General features: G+C 58.1%; 12 protein-coding genes. 6 read left to right on the forward strand and 6 right to left on the reverse strand.

All coding sequences use genetic code 11. The features are described 5' to 3' along the window. Positions 1–242: 242 nt before the first annotated feature. The 5 genes from P0120_15800 to P0120_15820 all read left to right on the forward strand — a co-directional run bounded on the left by P0120_15800 (position 243) and on the right by P0120_15820 (position 7,944). On the forward strand, positions 243–4,142 hold the full coding sequence (locus tag P0120_15800; GenBank protein MDF0675775.1) for a PAS domain S-box protein: 3,900 nt from the start codon (positions 243–245) through the stop codon (positions 4,140–4,142). Further along, positions 4,129–4,785 (forward strand): response regulator transcription factor, encoded by a 657-nt coding sequence (locus P0120_15805; GenBank protein ID MDF0675776.1) that lies wholly within the window; start codon positions 4,129–4,131, stop codon positions 4,783–4,785. The genes P0120_15800 and P0120_15805 overlap by 14 nt, the downstream gene beginning before the upstream one ends. Before the next feature lie 156 nt (positions 4,786–4,941). After that, positions 4,942–7,077 (forward strand): PAS domain S-box protein, encoded by a 2,136-nt coding sequence (locus P0120_15810; GenBank protein ID MDF0675777.1) that lies wholly within the window; start codon positions 4,942–4,944, stop codon positions 7,075–7,077. Further along, complete coding sequence (locus tag P0120_15815; protein MDF0675778.1) at positions 7,055–7,426, forward strand: response regulator; 372 nt, start codon at positions 7,055–7,057, stop codon at positions 7,424–7,426. Before P0120_15810 ends, P0120_15815 begins: the two co-directional genes overlap by 23 nt. Before the next feature lie 92 nt (positions 7,427–7,518). Continuing rightward, on the forward strand, positions 7,519–7,944 hold the full coding sequence (locus P0120_15820; protein MDF0675779.1) for a hypothetical protein: 426 nt from the start codon (positions 7,519–7,521) through the stop codon (positions 7,942–7,944). A gap of 2 nt (positions 7,945–7,946) precedes the next feature. On the opposite strand, the gene priA is transcribed toward P0120_15820, so the two are convergent. From priA to P0120_15850, 6 genes are all read right to left on the reverse strand, one after another. Then, the gene (gene priA / locus P0120_15825; GenBank protein ID MDF0675780.1) at positions 7,947–10,322 is read right to left on the reverse strand and encodes a primosomal protein N'; all 2,376 of its coding nucleotides are present in this window, start codon (positions 10,320–10,322) and stop codon (positions 7,947–7,949) included. A 73-nt stretch (positions 10,323–10,395) separates the two neighbouring features. Next, entirely contained in the window at positions 10,396–10,563 is a 168-nt protein-coding gene (locus P0120_15830; protein ID MDF0675781.1) for a hypothetical protein, read from the reverse strand. Between the two features lie 106 nt (positions 10,564–10,669). Further along, positions 10,670–11,386 carry a hypothetical protein gene (locus P0120_15835; protein ID MDF0675782.1) on the reverse strand — a complete coding sequence of 239 codons (717 nt, stop codon included), beginning with the start codon at positions 11,384–11,386 and terminating at the stop codon, positions 10,670–10,672. 11 nt (positions 11,387–11,397) lie between these two features. Further along, positions 11,398–14,718: a hypothetical protein gene (locus tag P0120_15840; protein ID MDF0675783.1), complete on the reverse strand. Its 3,321-nt coding sequence runs from the start codon at positions 14,716–14,718 to the stop codon at positions 11,398–11,400. Between the two features lie 137 nt (positions 14,719–14,855). After that, positions 14,856–16,331 (reverse strand): YdiU family protein, encoded by a 1,476-nt coding sequence (locus P0120_15845; protein ID MDF0675784.1) that lies wholly within the window; start codon positions 16,329–16,331, stop codon positions 14,856–14,858. Positions 16,332–16,358: 27 nt separating this feature from the next. After that, positions 16,359–16,703, reverse strand: a complete 345-nt coding sequence (locus tag P0120_15850; protein MDF0675785.1) for a DUF2294 domain-containing protein — start codon at positions 16,701–16,703, stop codon at positions 16,359–16,361. A gap of 280 nt (positions 16,704–16,983) precedes the next feature. Here P0120_15850 and P0120_15855 point away from each other — a divergent pair, with 280 nt between their 5' ends. Next, entirely contained in the window at positions 16,984–18,918 is a 1,935-nt protein-coding gene (locus P0120_15855) for a proton-conducting transporter membrane subunit (GenBank protein ID MDF0675786.1), read from the forward strand. The last annotated feature ends 51 nt before the right edge of the window (positions 18,919–18,969 follow it).

An 18,969-nucleotide genomic window follows, 5' to 3' on the forward strand; every position in this document is an offset into this window, starting at 1 on the left:
CGTCCAGCGAAAGACCTTGGGCCATTTGGATCTAGACTTTTCCCCATTTCTCATAGCACACTGCTGTCCGCATGGACTTCATTAGGAACCAATAACTTTCGGGTCAAATAACTTTTGGTCCAGGCAGAAGAGTGTTCGTGAGGAAAGCGGCACACTCGACCATCGTACTGTGAGCCGGTTACTTCCATGAGCCGAACCGGCTCTTGATGCATCGTCGATGTCGCCCAGCAAGGAGCCTTATCATGAGTGCTACGAGCGACCTTCTTGAATTGGATCTCCTGCGCAGACAGGTAGCCGATCTCGCACGTGAAGTGGGCGAACGAGACCGAGTACTGCAGGAACGGACTCGCCATCTCCATGTCGCACAAGCTCTTGCTCACCTGGGAAGTTGGAGTTGGGACATCACAAACGGCGAGGTAGAATGGTCGGATGAACTCTACCGGATCTTCGGCTATGCGCCTCAATCACGTGAGATGAGATTCAACAGTTTTGTGTCGGCGGTAGTGCCGGACGATCGTGACCGGATTCTGGCGTTGATCGACGGCGCGTTGGTAGGGGCCGCACCACACGATATGGAATGCCGAATCGTTCGCCCCAATGGCGAAGTACGGACGATTCGTTGCTGCGCAGAGTTCTTGCGTGATAGTAGCGGTCAGCCAGTGCGTATGTCCGGGACAGCTTTGGACGTGACCGATCGCAAACGAGCAGAGTCGGCACTACAGCAACGCGAAGCGCACTTCCGTACGCTGATCGAGCATTCCTCGGACATCATTACGGTTCTCGATTCGGACGGGAGAATCCAGTTCGAAAGCCCCTCATTCGAACGACTGCTCGGGTATGCACAACGCGAGCTCGATGGATGTATCGCCTTCGAGTTCGTTCATCAAGAGGATCTTCCTGCTGTGATCGAGAGGTTCCAGTTGCTCATCCAGCGGCCCGGAACGCCTCAAACGGCCGAATTCCGTTTTCGCCACAAAGACGGTTCGTGGCGCAGTTTGGAAGGAATCGGCAGGGCGACTTGGGATCCACATGGTCGATGCATTGTGGTCGTGAATTCACGCGACATTACCGAGCGGAAGCGCACCGAGGAGATGCTACGGACTTCCCAAGAAAAGCTCCAACAAGCCCTCCGTGCCTCAGGGACCGGACTATGGGACTGGAACACGGAAACGGACGAAGTAGTCCTTTCCCAGGAATGGAAACGTCAGTTGGGATATGAGCCGGCAGAGATTTCAGATGCTTTTGAGTCCTGGACGGTGCTTCTGCACCCGGAGGATCGGGAAGTGGCGATGGCCTATGTGCGAGACTACGTGTCTCGTCGCGAGGGAGACTATCGACAGGAATTTCGGCTGAAGCACAGGGATGGGGGGTATCGATGGATCGAAGCGCGGGCTTCGTTTGTGCCCGAACGGGATGGTCGAAGGATTCGTCTCCTCGGTTCGCACACCGACATTACGAACCATAAACGGATGGAGGAGGCGCTGCGCGAGAGCGAGGAGCGGTACCGGATGTTGATCGAGCTGGCCCCATGCGGTGCCTTCGTCTTGTGTGAAGGGCGGACAGCCTACATCAACCGAACGGGCGTCCTCATCATGGGAGCGAAGGATCCCCAGGAAATTCTCGACCGGCCGACATTTGAGTTCATCCATCCGGACTATCATCAAGAAGTGGGTGAGAACGTGAAACGCCTGCTGAGCGGCGGCGCGTCCATCAATAGTGCGGAACGAGTTTATCTGAAGATGGATGGAACGGCGATTCCGGTTCAGGTCGAGGTAGCTCGGATTACGTGGAACGGTACGCCGGCCATCCTCGTTCTGTTCTCCGATATCACCGAGCGCAAGCAGGCGGAGCAGGCCCTCTGGAAGAGCCAGCAGGCAATCCGCGCGCTCCACGATATCTCGTCGGCGCAGGGCCAATCGTTCAAGGAACGGGTCGAAGCACTGCTTCAGCTCGGGTGCCGCTTCTTCGATCTGCCGATCGGGATGCAGACCTTTGTCAGGGGTGACGAGTTGGAGGTGGGGCAAGTGACCGCGCCCGGCACGGGGTTCCATCAGGGCATGCGCGTGTCTCTGTCTAAGGCATACTGCAGCGAAACCATTCGCCAGAGCAGACCCCTGAGTTTCGAGCATGCCGGTGTGTCTCCGGATTGGCAGAGGCATCCAGCTTACGCTGCACTGAAGTTGGAATCGTACATCGGGACTGCGATCAACGGACTGGAGGGCACCTACGGGACCCTGTGTTTTGCGAGCGTCGAACCCCGCCAGAAACCGTTTACCTTGTCCGAAAGGGATTTCATTCAACTTATGGCGCAATGGCTCGGCGGTGAAATGGACCGCCAATCGGCGCTGGACGCTCTGCGGCAGAGCGAGGAGCGATATCGGACTCTCTATGACGCAACTCCCTCTATGTATTTCACCGTGGATCGAACAGGAATCATCAGGTCCGTCAACCAGTACGGTGCGCAGTACTTGGGCTATCGCGTCGAGGATCTTGTCGGGAAGCCGGTGGCGGCGATCTTCTTCGAAGAAGACCGAGTGCGCGTATGTGCCGAGATAGAAGGGTTCTTTCATCATCCGGAGGGAGTCGCGCAATGGGAATTTCGCAAGGTGCGAAGCGATGGCGCGCTGCTGTGGGTACGGGAGCTCGTGCGTGTGCTGCAGAGCCAAGATGGAGAATCATTTGCGCTCATCGTGTGCGAGGACATCACCGAGTACAAACGCATGGAAAAAGCGCTGCGGCTCACCCAGTTCTCGGTGGATCAGGCGGTTGAAGCGATCTTGTGGGTGGATTCGAGCGCTCGCATATTCAACGTGAACGAGACGGCCTGCCGAATGTTGGGGTACGCGCGTCAAGACCTGACGACCATGACGGTGCATGACATCGATCCTAATTTTCCTGTGGAACGATGGGCAGAGCATTGGAATCACTTAAAGAAGCAGGGGGCGTTGGCGTTCGAAGCGACCTACTGGGCATGCGACGGCTCTGTCTTGGAGACGGAGGTGACCTTCAATTATCTGCGGTATGATGAAAAGGAGTATGGCTGTGCGATCCTGAGGGATATTGGAGAACGCAAGCGAGCGGAAGCCGAGCTTCACCGTTCCCATACGTTCTTGCGGCAGGTCATCGACGCAGACCCCCATCTTATTTTTGCCAAGGATCGTGAAGGACGGTTCACCATGGCCAACAAAGCTGTGGCCAATTGGTATGGCACGGCTGTGGAAGACTTAGTCGGGAAATCGGATGCGGACTTCAATGCTAATCCCGAAGAAGCGGAATTCTTTCGGCAGAGCGATCTTGATGTCATGAATTCCGCGCAGGATCGGTTCATCCCGGAGGAGAGGATCACCGACGCAGGGGGGAGGACGCGCTGGTTACAGATGGTCAAGAGACCGATCTTCGATGACCGGGGCCAGGTCCGCATGGTGCTCGGAGCCGCGACCGATATCACCGAGCGTAAACGAATGGAAGAGACCCTCCTGCAGCGCGAGCGAGACTTAAGCGCGGCACTTCAGGAACGGGAACGGATCAGTCAAGACCTCCATGACGGTATTCTCCAATCCTTGTACGCCGTCGGGCTCGGGTTGGAAGCGGGTAAGGCAGTGATCAAGAATCAACAAGATCATGTGACGGAGCAATTTGGGGTGACAGTGGATCAAGCCATTGGGCAGCTCAAACATGTCATGACGGAGGTCCGGAATTTCATTGCGGGACTCGAGTCCCAGGTGATGCAGGGCGGTGACTTCTCGACCGCTCTGCGGACCATGGTCGATACGATGTCCCTCTCCTCTTCCGCCAGATGTCGCGTGAGGATCGACGACGCAGCAGCACGCCGGCTATCCACAGAACAAGCGATCCATATCATCAACCTCGTACGCGAGGGGTTGAGTAATGCGCTGCGCCACAGCCGTGCCAAACGGATCACAGTCTCGCTCCGGGATCTCCTCCGCTCAGATCGTCTCGCCGTGACGGATGACGGCATTGGGTTTGATACAAGCTCGGTTCAGGGGGTTGGTCATGGGTTAGTCAACATGGCGGCACGGGCACAAAAAGTCCGCGGCTTGTTCGCCATCCAGTCGAAATCTGACAAGGGGACGCGGATCTCAGTCGACCTACCAAAGGATACTCATTATGGTCACCACTAAAAATCACGCCGTTCGAGTACTGCTCGTCGACGATCACGAGGTCATTCGCGTGGGACTGCGGACGGTGCTCGCTCAAATCCAGGGTGTCATTGTAGCGGGGGAAGCGGGTACCATGGCGGACGCGATCCAGCAAGCGCTAAGGTTGAAGCCCGACGTGATCTTGATGGACGTCCGACTACCGGACGGTTCCGGTGTGGATGCCTGTCGGGAGATCCTAGGGACGCTGCCGGGGACACGGATCATCTTCTTGACGTCCTACGCCGACGACGACTCCGTTCTCGCCGCAGTGCTTGCCGGCGCTCATGGCTACGTCCTCAAAGAAATTGACTCACCCGCATTGGTTGAAGCCATCCGCTCGGTTGCCAACGGTCAATCGATTTTGGACTCCAGTGTGACCGAACGGGCTCTGGGGTGGTTGAGGGGGCTTCACGACTGTCCTGCGACGCCTGGTACGGATCCACTGTCCTCTCAGGAGGAACGAGTGGTCGCACTGGTTGCCGAGGGAAAGACCAACAAGGAAATCGCCGTCGCGCTCGGACTCAGCGACAAGACCGTCAAGAACTACTTGGCAAACGTATTTCAAAAGCTTCGCATCACCCGGCGAGCGCAGGCGGCCGCCTTTTTTGCGAAACGGCGGGGATAAGCGAGATTCATTCAGCTCTACTCCTCTTAGGTGCAAAAAGCTAGTTTTGCAGCCACCCTTCATATCTGGGCACTTCCCTTGCCCTTCATGTAGATTGTCCTCAAGAGATTCGGATTCATAACTACTCCGTGTGCACAGACCGGGAGGTTATCCCACATGACTACTGGTCTATTCCTAGGGTTGCTCCTGTCCCTCATGTTGTTTCTCGGGATACTGATGCGACAGCGCCAAGTGGACATCCTGAATTCAACCATCATCGCGGCCACCAATTGTAGCGTGCTGGTGACGGATGCGACGTTGTCCCGGCATCCGATCGTCTACGTCAATCCGGCCTTCCTGCTGCTGACCGGCTACGCTGAGGAAGAGGTGCTCGGGCAAACGACGTCGGTCTTGACCGGCCCGGATACAGATCGGGCCTCGCTCGAAAAGCTTGCGATGGCCCTCCAAGATGGATGGGCCTGTCGTGTGGGGTTGTGCCATTACCGCAAGAATGGCACCTCATTTTGGAATGACGTATCGCTGTCACCGGTGAAAGACCGCCAGGGCCGGGTGACGTTGGTCGTTTGGACCATGAGTAACGTATCTCAACTTGGGCAGGGCACGGAAACACCTGATAGAACCCAGTACGAAGATCTCTACACTCGTCGGCAGGTCGAACAGGCGCTCAGGGATCGCGAGACACGACTTGATCTTGTCGCGGAGATAGGAAGGGTCGGGTTCTTTGAACAGGACCATCGGACAGATTCGCTCTCTTGGTCACCGATCCTGCGGGACATCTATGGCGTGGGTACCGATGAGCCGGCTTCATGGCAGCGCCATCTCGAGCTCGTTCATCCCGATGATCGGGACGGGGTGATGTCCACCGTCCAAACAGCCCGTGCCGTGATAGGCAATGGCCTGTCTGAGGTCGAGTACCGTTTCGTCAGACCAGACGGCGTCATGCGGCATATCAGGCTTCGTTCTCTGGCTGCGTTTGACGGCGACGGTTCGTCGAGACAACCGACCCGCACACTCGGGACGGTCGTCGATGTGACCGATCGTAAGAACGTCGAAGTCAGGGGCCGAGAGGCAGCGAGGAGGGAAGCGATCGGCACCTTTGCCGGCGGTATCGCGCATGAGTTGAACAACGGTCTCACGGCTGTACTCGGCTTCAGCGAGTTGGCGCTTCCGGTGATTCCGGCTGAGAACAAGGCGCATCGCCATATCAGGCAGGTCATAGAGGGGGCGAAAAAATCCCGAGAACTGATCCAGCAGTTGTTGGTCTTCAGTGGGCAGAACGATCACGGTCGGTGCCCTGTGTTCCTCCATTCCTTGGCGAAAGAGTCCCTTAGGCTCCTTCGTCCGACGATTCCCTTGTGGATTGAACTCAGAGCGCAGATTGCACATGCGACCAACCCTATTTCAGCCAATGCCGTGCAGCTGCAAGAGATGATGCTCAACCTGGTCGATAACGCCCTCCGTGCGATGCAGAAGACGGGAGGAATCCTTGACGTTCAGCTTCGGAACCGGGAGTTTGTAACGGATCAGATCTTGCCTTCCGGTCGACTCCCCGCTGGACGGTACGTCTGTCTGAGCGTTCGTGATACAGGCGAGGGCATGGACCCTGAGAGAGTGAGTCGATTGTTCTCTTCGTTCTTGGCGCCCGAGGCGGACAGCGATGGGCCGGGTGTGGGACTAGCGGTGGTCTACGGCGTTGTCACGGCGCATAGCGGTACCCTGGTGATTGAAAGCCAAATTGGCGCCGGAACGGTCGTATCGGCCTACCTTCCCGCTCTGCCGGCTTGGGGGCCATCGACGACTCAGAAGGACGATCCGGTTCCCCATGGACACGAAAGTATCCTATTTGTCGATGACGAAGACTCCGTTGTTCGATTAGGAAGAGAGCTGTTGGAATCCCTCGGCTACCATCCGGTGGTGTGTAGAACGGCTGCCGAAGCATGGGGAGTCTTTCAAGCCGAACCCAAGCGGTTCGACTTGCTGATTACCGATCGGACGATGCCCGGCATGAGTTGGGATCGCCTGGCTCGAGAATGTCGACGACTTCGACCGGATCTCCCTGTCATCCTCTGCACCGGGTCACATAGTGTGCCTGGTCTGGACGATGCCTGGTCACAGGGCGTGACGGAATGCCTTCAAAAACCGCTCACGTTGCATGAGCTGGCGTATGCCATCCGCAAGGCATTGGATCAGGCTACCGATTACCCGGAACCTACGGGTGCGGCGGCCAACCGCGTTCCAGAACCATCGCGGATATCGATTGAGGTGTCGGATGCCGTCGGTCCTCGTGGTTGATGATCAGGACCAAGTTCGTCAGCTCATCCGGGAAATATTGGAACAGGCCGGCTACGAGGTCGAAGAGGCCCGCGACGGGAAAGAGGGACTTGACCGGTATCGGACGAGATCGACGGATCTTGTCATCATGGATATTCTCATGCCGGACCAAGACGGACTAGAGACTATCATGACGCTCCGCCGGGAGTTTCCCGATGCTCGTGTTATTGCGATGACCGGGGGAAGTGATACGATCGGCGTCCTCAATTTCTTGGACATCGCAAAAATGCTGGGAGCCAGACGGACGCTTCAAAAGCCGTTCGACCTGAACGTCCTGCTCGATACGGTTGCTGCCGAACTGGCCGTCTAAACAACTCGCCGCACACACTCAACGTTCTTCGCATTGACATCACGACACGGTCCCGTCAGACTCCGGCATTCCATGCCCGGATCATGCCCTTCATGATATTTCTGAATCTGTTTTTAGGGACCTTCGTTGCCGCAGTCGGATTCTGGCTCTTATGGGGAGGAAGCGTCTCTCCGGTCGTCGTGGTCGGATGGGCTCTGACCGTGGGGCTGTTCTTATGGTTCATGACAGAGTCGATCACGGAACTATGGGCATGGTCTACCTTGTTGCTCGGCCTGGAAAGCTTTGCCTGGCCGTTGGTGCTGATGATTCAACTCAGAGGCCAGGCAGAATCACTTCCCGAATCTGAGATGGGAACGATCCTTTCGGCCGTCGTGCTGGGTCTCTTCTCATCTGTGTTCTGGATTTCGTTTTCTTACGGCCTGTTTAAACGAGCACGTAAGCTGGCTACGGTTGTACATGCGGAGCAGACTGCCACAGAGCCGATTTCTCGGGCGAAGCCAAAGAGGAAGGGCGTCTAACTTCATCCAGTCTCGATCGGGTCAATGTCGACGATGAATTTGATCCGTCCTTTGCGGTACTCTCGCTCCATTTTCTGGACGGAATCATGGATTCGTCGGCTGAGGGCGGTGACAGCAGTTCCTTTTACCAAGATGCGATACTGCTGACGGCCTTTTGGACGCCGGTGTGTTGCCGGCACCGGACCTAAAACCATCACAGGCTCCTGGTCACGGGCATTCTGTTCGATGTCCGCAGCCCAGCGCTTGGCAGCCTCTTCGACAATGCTAAGGTCTTTGCCGATTACAGAAAGCTCAGCCAGGTGGCAGACGGGCGGATACCGTAGAAGCCGACGTGCGTCGAATTCTTCAGTGTAGAATTTATTGGGATCTCCTGAGACCAAGGCTTGGACAACATAATGTGTTGGAAGGCGCGTCTGTACGATGACACGACCTCCGGTGGACGCCGGATATGCCAGGTTGGCGGCATCCACCAGCAAGTGATAGGTGCGCTCCGCGGCACGAAATTCAGAGATGTGCAGCCCCGAATCTGCTTGAAGGATCCCCACCAAGCCGTAGCGGGGGAGTGGTTCCCGGCGAAACAGCGCCTGGGTACCAATCAGAACATCCCACGCGCCGGATCTGGCACCTTTCCACAGAGCATGCGCCGACGCCGAACGCCGGAGTGTGTCGCCATCAAGCCGGGCGATTTTGACCTGTGGGAATAGGCGACGAACGTCGGCTTCAACACGCTCGGTGCCGTCACCAACAGGATTTATATGGGGAGTCCGGCACAAAGGGCAGAGCTCCGGCAATCGATCTGCCCTACCACAGTAACGGCAAGTGAGCTTGCCGGCCTCACGATAATAGGTCAGCGGCACGATACAGGAATCGCAACGAGAGACCCAGCCACAGTCTCTACAAGCCAAGGTCCCGGCATAACCTTTCCTATTGAGGAAGAGCAGGATCTTGGCATGGTCCTGTAGCGCTTCGTGCATCGCTCGGATGAGTTTGTGGCTGAGGAGAGTGCCTGCAGCCTCGTTGCGAAGGTCAACAAGCTCAATCGTAGGTTGAACGGCAACTTCTTGTGGCACATGGTGGATCTCAGCCTCGGGATCGAACCTCGATTCAAGGGATGGGTGAGCCGAGGCCAGGACAACAAGCGCCCGTTCGGTCTCGGCTCTCAAATAGGCGACCTCCCTGGCATGATAGCGAGGCTCCTGAGGTTCTTTCAGGGCCGGATCCTCTTCTCCTTCCACCCAGATCAGACCGATCGAACTAAGGGGCGAAAAGATGGCTGAACGGGTTCCGACGACTACCGAGTGAACCTGTTCCTGACCCTGTTGCCACCGACTCGATTCCGAAGGTGGGCGTGCGAAGGTTACTTGGAGGTTCGTGAGTCTAGAGAGCACCTGTGTTAACCAGGATGCTCTCACGACCTCGCCGGTCAGAACCAGAGTGGATTTCTTCATTGAGTGCGCTTGCTGAATAGCGTCCACAAGCCGGCTGAGTCGGTGTTCCCACGGGGCATGGAGGACGAGTTTACTCATGTGGTTGCTGTGAAGGCAGTGTGAGACACGCGTTTTCCATGAGGAATCGACCTCCGGGAGCGTTTCAGTGGGCAGAAGCCCATCCACCGGCGTTCGGCGATCATGCTCGTCCAAAGTGAGCCTCCTATGCGGCGCTTGGAGTCGGACGGTGGCATTGTTGGAAGGCACGAGCTCGATCCACGACTTGTTGATGAGGGCATCGATGCTCCGCAGGACTTTTCGCTGCCGAGTGGGTTGAAGTGTCGAAGATAGGATTCCTGGAGTTCGTCGGGCGATTCGGTCGAGAATTGGCCTCAGATCGCCTGGACAGAGACCGGATTTCAAGGCAGCGTGGCCCTGCGCAGTGGCCAGGTATCGGGTGGGAGGCGGTTTTCGCGTTGCCATCGCGGGCAATATGAGCCGAAGACATTGGCCCCAGGGTGCAACGTAATATTCCGCGACCTTGCGAGATAGCTCGAACAGCGACGTAGGCAAGCTGAAGTCGCGATCTAGAGAGCGGATCTCTCTAATGGAAGCGGACTTTATCTCGGTTGCAAGGTGGTCACTCAGCGAGATGACGACCCCTTCCAGCAGCGTACGCCCAAACGGGACAAGGACGCGACGCCCTATGGCGATGGTCTGAGCTAAGGAGGGGGGAACGAGATAGGTGAAGGCCTTCGCGATATGACGGGGCAGGATAACCTCTGCATAGAGTGCCTCCGTTCGACGAGGGAGAGCCGAGGTCTCATCGGAAGCCATGCCGCATTCTAGCAGTCCGGAAATGCGAAGGACACCGGTCACACCGGTGTTCTTGGCCAGGACAGTACCGGTTGGACAAAGTCGTTGTCTGGGGAATCCAAATGCTCGGTGCATCGCCCGTCTAACGGGCTGCGGAATCAGGTTTATTCGACACATTTCAGACTCAGGACCTAGAGTCTCGAAGCTGTCAAATTCCCAGATCTTCAGATAGCCGCACTTCGGATTCGTCGAGGATTTCTTCCAGACAGGTAAAACAGGGAAAGGGGAAGCGGTTGATGGGGATGGCGCAGACTTCGCCTATCGACGACTCCTCAAGGGCAGGGCCACCGCATTTTTTGTGAATCAAGACCAACATCAGGCTTCCCTCAGCACGAATCGGCGAACCAGCTCAAGGTGTTCTGGCCCACTGAGTCGACAGTCGCCAGGAATGAGCGCTCAGGTGAGCGCGACGGACCGCATGCTTATCCTTTGAGTGCTTGCATGATGAATGTGCTCAGTCGCCGTAGTACCGACTCAGGGATCTCATGCCCGCCGCGGAAGCTGTGCCACTCCACGGCGAGGCCCGATCGAGTCAGCGCGTCGCGAAGACGCTCCGCCCCGACATGTGGGAGGATATCGTCCTGCGTGCCGTGACTTTGGAACACCGGCAGTCCGTTCCGTTTCTGCATGAGAGAGCCCCAGACCGCTTGAGCCAGGAGATTTCCGGAGAGCTGCACCAATCCGGCAAACGGATAGTCGGTATGGAGCACGGCGTCGCAGGTGAGCATCGCGCCCTGTGAAAACCCGCCGATGATTGTCTTCTTGTAATCGATCGAGAGCTGTCGTGGTAACTCTTTGAGAAAAACGAGCAACCGCTCACGTGCCAGGGCCAAGCCCTGCGGAATCTCCACGGATAGATCACGAATGCGACCGGCGACGCGATCTTCCTGGATGCGCGCGAAGTCGATGATCCACCAGGCACGCGAATCGCCGTACCCCATATTGAGGGAGAGTGGGGCTTCCGGAAAAAGCCAGCGGGTTGTTGCCGGAGCATCAATCACCTCAGCAAGCGGCACCAGATCGTCTCCCGGCGCGCCAAAGCCATGGAGGAGCATGACGAGAGGACCTTCACCGCCTCCATGACCGTCTGACCCGCCGACGAGTCGGACCTTCAAGCCACCCAATAAGGTTTCTCGCATGTGAGTTCTCACTAACTCAGATAGAGATACTGCAGGAACGCCACGAGGCCATAGAATGAGGATTCGACCACGGGCTGCTGCCATAAGGGCACAAAGGCACCCTGGCCCACCGCCTCGATGTCCTCAATGACCTGACGGGTCAGCTTCACATCGCCATCGTTTGCCGGGCCGCGATCCAGCCCCTTCAGGACAGCGTGTTTGAGTCTCCCCAGACTGGCATGGCGCGCTTGCTCCGCCGCCCGGTACAGGAGCAGCGCCGCAGCCATCGCCAGCAACACGTTGACCACCCATCCCACCATCATCGTCAGGGGAAAATGCCAGTCGTCAAAATAACTATTGCGCGCCACCATCACGACGAGCAGGACGATGAAGGGATACCGCACGAGCCGATTGACGACGTCGGTCCGCTGCGAAATCAGTTCGATCTTCATCAACTCCTGGGCTTTGACCACATTCTCCGGCTCCTGCCATTCGAGATCGTCCGTCAAGGCCGAAGGCCAGCCCTCCGTCACCTGATCCAGCGCGCCGATCCAGCGCCGGCAGAGGAGGACGGCATCGAATACGAACAGGTTGAGCCCCGCTAGACAGCCGTAGCTGGCCAGCGCCAGCACCAGATCCAGACGACAGCTGAACAGCCCGCGACAGGGGCCGGAAAAGTCTTCGGTCCCCAGGACTTTCCAGAGCAGCACGAAGAGCATGGCATAGACCGTCATGAGGATCAGCAGCCGCATAAGGCGGTTCAGCCCCGACCCGGCGTCACGGTAGAGGCGCCACAGAGGGCCGGCCTGCATGTCGCTCCGCCCGCCGCGCGGGGACAAGACCCATTGCACCGTCGTCAGATACCGCCGCCATCGTTCCGGATGCGCCTTGTCCGCCTCGAGGGCAAACCCGTATCGTTCCGTCATGCTCGCCAGATTCGACCGGAGATTCCACCAGCCTTTGACCAGCAGGGCCAGCGCCAGCAACGTGGCTAGGCCCCTCAGTATTTCTGTCGGCCATACACTGACCCCTTCGAACCAGTAAAACGGCTCACCCTGGTCGTGGTTCCGCAGCACCAGATCGAGCACAACCTCGTCGGCGACAAAGGCCAGCGCAAAGGCGCCCAGGGCGCCGAGTGTCAGAGCTCCCGTGTGCCGTGCCATCCACTGATGGGAAGCCTGTCTCGTCCAGAGGATGACGAAGCCGATCAAGTAGGCCAGACCTGCGGTCCCATAGAGCGCCCCGGAGGGAGGACGGCGGCCGTTCGTTTGGGGATCGTCATTGGAGAGATCCACCCGGGGTGGATGCAGGGTGTACCCCTTTTCAATCGCGCCAACCGAGAGATCGACCGCGCCATGACGGCCGACTTCGAAGAGCCGGGGCGGTTCCTCCCCACTGAACCACACGCGATCCGCCGTCAGATTGGCCTTGTAGCCGCAGGGCGACAAGGGCCTGTCGGCCACCGGCTGGCTCGCGGCCTCCGGAGGACAGGTGCGCAGCGGCCACACATGTCCCACCGCTTGAAGGATCGCGAAATAAGCGGAGGTTTGATAGCTGCTGCGGAAGGGCGGCACGTCGCGCTGCAACATGCCATACAATTCCAGCCCGTAATGGGATGCCAGCACGAGGTTCCTCGTCCAGCGGTAGTCCTCCGCATAGACCAGCCGGCTGTCGAGATCAGTCGCAAAGAATACGGCGCCGGGAAACCGCTCGCGCATGGCTTGTAGCATCAGCAACGCGTCGTAGGCGTCGCTGCCGAGGATACCGATGGCCGCGACCGGTTTGCGGCCTTCGTCCTGGTCTTCCCCTTTGCCCATGGCCTTCAAATATTTCCCGAGGTTGACCTCTTCGGTCATATCCCGTTCGATGCGGGCGGCCAGCCGTTGCGCATAATCGAACTGGCTCGTGCCGACCGGCCGTTCAAGTATCTCACTCTCGAACAAGGCGCTCTTGGCTTGCCTCGTTCCAGTCCCCTTCGCCCCCTCGCCCTTGTCTCCGCCGGGAATCTCTCCATCGAGCCCGCGAAGATAGCTGTAGCGCCGGATGTTCAGGCCGAACCCCCGTGTCCTTGACGGGTTCCTGACTTGGAGGTCGACCGCTTGATCATAGGTCGCACAACCGGCTTGAATTCTTGCCAGGCGATCCGCCTCGATGGCACGGTTGTCCTCTCCGGGCCGATGGGCAATGCGATGGCAGACCGCCGCGGTGAATTCGACCGGCAGCACCCGGCCGTAGAACGAATCCCACTCCCCGATCAGGACGATGGCATCGCGCTCGAACTTGACCCGTCGACGCTCAAGCTCCTGTATCATGGCCTCAAACAGATGATCGTCGGATCCGATGCTGTGTTTGAGCTCGATCCCGACCCGCAGCAGTATCCAGCAGAGCTCCGCCCGGCTCGCGTCGGGCGAGGCGCATTCGGTGGATTCCGGCGGCTTGGGCCTGACGCTGACCCCTTGCGTCAGAAGCTTAGGCATGGCCGTGGCCCAGGGTGAATAGAGTTCGACGCGGCCGCCGGAGTTGGCCCAAATCGCGTGTGCCTCCCGCCCTTGGACCGAGGCCGCTGCTTCTTCCAGGAGATTGCGGAAGGCTGAGGAGCTGCGCGGGCCGACGATTTTGAATCGCACATGCTGCTCCCGCCGGAGATCCAGGAGCACCGTCCCGTCTTCAGCCTTGCGGCAGACATGGCGTCCGATGGCGCTCTCGGTACAGAGAATGGACTGTGTGAGCCGCTGCAGTGCGGCGATAGGACGATCCCCAACGATCTCGCTGCTGATCCACAGAACGAGGACCGCCTGGGCCCAGTTTGGCTTGAGCGAACAGGTGCGCAGCCCCTCTTCATACCACTCGTATGGCAAAACCCTGCTCGCGCCGATCTGGTCTCGCCAGACGATATACGACAGCCGATCTTCCTGCCGCGGAGCATAACAGGCCACGCCGAGGGCCGAGCCGATGGCGTAGCGATCTCGGATGCGGCTTTCCCGGCTCTCCCCTGATGAGCCGCCATCCGTCGTCACCAGCAGGACGGTGATGGGCCGTCCTTCAACCTGGGCGATCCTGTCATCCACTTCCTGGCGGAGAGCTCTGACCCGCTCCACATCGTCTTTCACCTCCCCACCCGCCGGTGTGGGGTCGCCCTCGCCTTTTGCCACGCGCCGCACGGCCTCCAGCGGGTCCTCCCACAGTCGGGCCTGCACCACGCCTTCCGCCAGATGCGGCGCACGCTGGCCCCCCAACGAGGGCGGCCTTGTGCTCTTCAGCGGCTCCTGGACAAGCAGCACTCCGGCGATCGCCAACCCCAGGGTAATCGTTCCCGCCAGGGCTAGTTTGGAATCGCTTTGCTTCTTTGCCATAGAGCTTCTAAGAGGTGAGGAGTGTCAAACAGAGCTCCCCGCAAGCGCCGACACTCTACAACAGACAGGTCGCAGAGGAAAGACGGAGATGAGGATTACGGTGCGGGGACATCACGCAGCGTCGTCTTCCGCTCATCCTACGATGAACAACTTACAGCCAGATGCTTGCCCCAGTTCGGTGGAGGAAGCGCATAGGGATCCATGCTCGGCTGCTCAGTGAAAGGATCTTGGAGTAAAGTGAAGAGCCGGTCGATTTCGGAGAAGTCTTTGTTCTGGGCCTTCTCAATGGCCGTCTGCGCAAGATAGTTACGCAGCACATACTTGGGGTTCACACGATTCATACGGTCACGCCGCTCACCGTCGCAGCTGCGTTCATTCCGCAATCGATCCTGATAGCGCACCGCCCATTCGTCGAAACGGTCACGGTTGAGGAACTGTTCACGCAACGTGTCGTTGGTTGCGCCGTCAGCCGTGGAGAATGTACTCAGCTCCCTACACACAATCGCATAATCCGCATGGCTGCCTTGGAGGAGACCCAGAAAGTCGCGAATGAGTTCGTCGTCTTCTGTTCGCTCAACGACCAATCCGAATTTCGCCCGCATGAGCCTCAAGTACTCCCGCTCGAATAGAGGTTGATAGGTCTCGAGGCCTGCCTTCAATGCATCCTTGTCCGCCAACGGCAACAAGGCTTGCGCCAAGCAGCTCAGATTCCAGAGCCCGATGTAGGGCTGCTGATTGAAGGCATAGCGGCCGTTGTGATCCGAGTGGTTACAGATGAACCCCGCATCGTAATCGTCCATGAAGCCGTATGGACCATAGTCCAGCGTCAGGCCCAAAATCGACATGTTGTCGGTGTTCATGACTCCGTGCGCCCAGCCGACAGCCTGCCATTGGGCGATCAGCTTCGCGGTACGCTCGACGACTTCACCAAAGAAACGCACGTATCTGTCGTCGGCATCGCGGAGATGGGGAAAATGCTGGGCGATCACATAGTCGGCCAGAGTTCTGAGGTGATCATGCTGTTTCCGGTAATAGAAGATTTCAAACGTACCGAAGCGGACATGGGAAGGCGCCATGCGGACCAGCATCGCGCCGGTTTCGATCTGTTCCCGGTACACCTTGTCGTCGCTGCCGACGAGGCAGAGTGCCTGTGTGGTTGGAATACCGAGACCTTGCATCGCGGTACAGCAGAGATACTCACGGATCGTGGAGCGCAGTACCGCCCGGCCGTCTCCATCGCGCGAAAACGGGGTCATCCCCGCGCCCTTGAGATGCAGATCCCACCGTTCCCCTTGGTCGTTCTTCACCTCGCCGAGGAGAATGGCTCGTCCATCGCCGAGCTGCCGCACATAGACGCCGAATTGATGGCCGGAGTACAGCATTGCGAGGGGCTCCATCCCCGGCGCCAAGGCACTCCCGCCGAAAAGCGCCGTGAACTCCGGTCGCGTAAGTTGCGCCGGGTCAAGATCGATCAGTTCAGCTGCGGCTCGATTGGCATGAACCAGATAGGGAGGGGCGCTGAACGGAGTCGGATTCAATCGCGCATGAAAGGCTTGAGGAAGGCGGGCATAGGTATTGTCGAAGGAGAGCGTTTCCAACGTGCGCCGAGTCATGGAAGACCATATATTCTTACCGACATCTTACCGGCCGCCGTTCTGGATATCGCGATCCATCGTAAAGACAAAGATTCGTTCTCCGAGCTGCACATCTATATCTGTGAAGAGACCCAAGATTTTGGCACCGGTGATCTCGCTGACTTGTTCGCAGAGCTTATCCCGACCCAGCGCGATCAACGTTTGCCGTAGCCGCTTCACCATTTCAACACCTTCCGCAGTTTTCGCCAGCTGCCGCTCGGCCGGTGTGAGTACCCCCTTCAGGCGGACCACGACCAGGTCTCGCACAATGAAGGCACGGACTTCATCAGGGCCTCGCCCCAAGAATTCCTGCTCGAATTTGATGACGGCATTGCGGACTGCGTTTTCCATGAATCCTTCCCGCACAATTATAGGGTCGCGGGAGGAGGCGTACAAGTGTGGGCTAGTACTTTCGCCTTCATCACGGTCCGAATCGCTGGGTCTTTCGGCCGAGGATTCCTATGGATGGAGGACCTGATCCCCATTTCGTGCTTGACGCTATGCTTTGCACCATATTATTCATGAAGTCGTATTCACGACAGGGCCATGTTGTTCATCCAACGATTATGAGTGGGATGGGCAAGAGCGCCTGATTTTTGGATGATGGGCCGTAGGGCGGCCGGCAGTTCGCATGAGTGGCCGGTCGCAGTACAAGCCAACCGACCATGCCTCGATCGAGAATCGAGCGTGCGGTTGGCTTTTGTGTTTTAGGCAGCTGGCTAGAATAGCTTCAGGATGCTCAAAAAGGCTGTCCAGCAAGGCCGCAGCGAGTGAAGGGGCGAGGCGTACGCTTCGGTACGTTGAGCATCTGAGCGATGCGAGAACGCCGCAGGCGGACTTTTTCAGCATCCTGTTAGAGGTGATGATGTCGGCTGTGTTGCTTGTGCCCCTGCTTCCATTGGTCACCGCTCTTATCGTGGGCGTTGGTAGCGAGGCCACGCTCCACGCCCGTGCGAAAATCGCCGTCTGGCCGATCGGCGCGGCTTTTTGCTGCGCCATCGCCACGCTGTATGTGGTGGCCACGGAAGGCCCGATTGCGCTTCGACTGTACGACCCGGTCGCCTCCACGGTGTTGGCCGTCCCGATCGGCCTCTATGTCGACCGGTTAAGCGCGATCATGATGGTGTTGATCTCCGGCATCGGCACGATCATTTACACCTACTCCGTCGAGTACATGTACCAAGATTTGCACGAGCGACGGTATCTCGCCTTGATCGGGGTGACCCTGTTCGTCCTCCTCTGCATGGTGTCCAGCGCGAATCTATTGATGTTGTTCATCCTCTGGCAGTTGTTGAGTTACCTCCTCTATCTCCTCGTCCACAATCATAGCCACCAGGAGACGCTGAAAAGCGCGTTCCGCACCTTCACGCTCTTGCGGGTCGGTGATGTCGCCTTCTTGGGTGGGACCGTGCTGGCATACTCGCTGTACGGCACATTGGAATTTCCTGATCTGTTTGCCGTTGCCGCGCAATCGGCGACAACCGTGTCCCTGTTCCCTGGTGTCGAATTCAACGGCGCGACGGCGGTCACCTTGCTGCTCCTGGTCGGCGGAATGAGTAAGTCCGCCCAGTTTCCATTTTACGGCTGGCTTCCCCGGTATCTCTATGCCCCGACGTCCGTGACGGCCTTATTGCACGCGGGCATCATCAATGCCGCAGGCTTTCTCATCAACCGCCTCGCCCCGCTCTTCGGGATGAGCTCGACCACTCTGCACATCGCCCTCGTCATCGGGACGCTGACGGCCATCCTCGGCGCCACCATGATGCTGGTACAAAACGACATCAAGAATATGCTCGGCTTTTCGACGATCGGCCAGATGGGCTACATGGTCATGGAATGCGGTTTGGGCGCCTTTTCGCTCGCGGTCTTTCACTTGATCGCCCACGGTCTGTTCAAAGCGACGGTGTTCTTGTACAGCGGGAACGTCATTCACAAGGCGAGACAGGAGCCGGTACTCCCCCATCCAAGGCACGAGACTGAGGAAGTCAGCTATTCACACCTGACCTGGACGACGGGATTTCTCACGACCCTGCTGATCCCCCTGCTGATCCTGCTGGCGACTCACGGCGTGTTACACATCCCGTTGTTGGAATCCCAGGGTACCGTCATCTTTCTTTTTTTCATCTGGATCACGTCTTCGCAAGCGATCCTGACGATGACGCGATTGCGGACTGCCGCTTCCTGGAAGGTGTCTGCGGCGATGTTGCTGACACTTTTGTTCGTCGTGTTCGTCTACCTGTTTGCCGTCGAATCGTTCACGGCGTTCCTGTACCCGAATCCGGAAGAGGTTGCCTCGTACTTCAAGGCCGGCGACCTTCCTGACTGGCTCTTTGACCTCCTGCTCGTGGCGTCGACGACGGTGACGATTGGGGGCTGGATCTATCTCTACATGCGAGCCCATGGCAGGACCGTGTGGACGCCGTCGTGGATCGACAGTGTCCGGTTCCGCCTCTATGTGTTGTTTCTGAATCGCCTCTATGTGGACGCCGTCTTATATCGAGTGGCTCACACCCTGACATCTGCCATTCAGCGCTTGGACAAACGCGCCCAAGAACGTTCGCTTTGATCGACACCGGTATGGGGACATGGAGTTGAGATGGCAGCATCTCGCAAGACA

It is taken from the genome of Nitrospira sp., assembly GCA_029194675.1.
Lineage (GTDB): Bacteria > Nitrospirota > Nitrospiria > Nitrospirales > Nitrospiraceae > Nitrospira_D.